Origin of the sequence: Streptomyces boncukensis (assembly GCF_011045075.1) — a bacterium.
GTDB classification, from domain to species: Bacteria; Actinomycetota; Actinomycetes; order Streptomycetales; family Streptomycetaceae; genus Streptomyces; species Streptomyces boncukensis.
In genome coordinates, this window is the sequence record NZ_JAAKZZ010000945.1 from 1 (window position 1) to 1,087 (window position 1,087).

At 68.4% G+C, this 1,087-nt stretch carries 2 protein-coding genes; both read right to left on the bottom strand.

Annotated elements, in window-relative coordinates; translation table 11 throughout:
* Positions 1–359 (bottom strand): glycoside hydrolase family 11 protein (locus G5C65_RS37205; protein WP_165303451.1); only part of this gene is annotated, 359 nt, incomplete at its 3' end.
* A 259-nt stretch (positions 360–618) separates the two neighbouring features.
* A partial coding sequence (locus G5C65_RS37210; protein WP_165303452.1) for a CAP domain-containing protein occupies positions 619–1,087 on the bottom strand: 469 nt, incomplete at its 5' end.

The following is a 1,087-nucleotide window of genomic DNA, read 5'->3' on the forward strand; positions in this document are numbered from 1 at the left end:
CAGCCGTAGAGGCACAGATAGCCGTTGCCGGACGGGGAGAAGCTGCCGGAGTAGGACACGTTCCGGCGGCCGCCGTTGCTCCAGCCCTTGCCGCAGACGAAGTTCCCGGTGTTCCTCCACGAGGTGCTGTACTGGCCGCCGGCCCCCAGGGTCATGGACACCGTTCCCTGGGCGTCGGTCCAGAACGAGTAGTAGTAGCCGTTGTGGGTGCCGGTCTGGTTCGTGGTGATGGTCTGGCGCGTGCCGGCGTGCGCGGTTCCGGAGAGCAGCGTCGCGGACGCGCCCAGCGCCAGGGCGCCGGTGCCGCCGAGGAAGTTCCTGCGGCTGACCAGACGGGCGGGGATGAAGTTCCGGTGCATGCTTCCTCCTCGTGAGGGGGGACGGCAGCTCGGGTGTGCCCAGCAGTGTCGGTTCGGCCCGTCGGGGCGTCAACACCTTTCGCAGATATTCCGGAAAGGTGCTAGTGATCCGAATTCCTTGAATCTGGGATCGCCCCAGCTCAAGACGTATGCGCGAGCAGCCTATTGCGTGATCGACTCCCGTGATCGACCGCACGACCCCTGAATCGGAGATCAAAATCCGGATTGTGGTGCTGAAATTTTTCGGAAGTATTCCGGATCAGCGCGCGGTGCCGAACACCTGCGTCCACCACGGACCGCCCGCCGCGTCGTGGCGGCCGACGCCGATCTCCTTGAAGTCGCAGTTGAGGATGTTCGCGCGGTGCCCCGGGCTGTCCATCCACGTCCGCATGACCTGAGCGGCGCTCCGCTGCCCCCGCGCGATGTTCTCGCCGTACGTGCTCCAGCGGTATCCGGACGCGGTGATGCGGTCGCCGGGGTTCTCGCCGTCCGGGTTCTCGTGGTCGAAGAAGTCGCGCCTGTCCATGTCGGCCGAGTGCTTCGCGGCCGCGGCGTCGAGCTTGCCGTTGACCCGTACCGGGCCGCATCCGCTCTTCGCGCGCTCGGCGTTGACGAGCGCGGCGATCTGTCCGGAGGTGCCCGCGGGGGCGGCCGGCGCGGTCGGCGCGGGGTCGGACGGCGTCTTCGCGGGCTTCCGCGCCGGCGGCGCCGGTGCCGTGGTGCGGGGG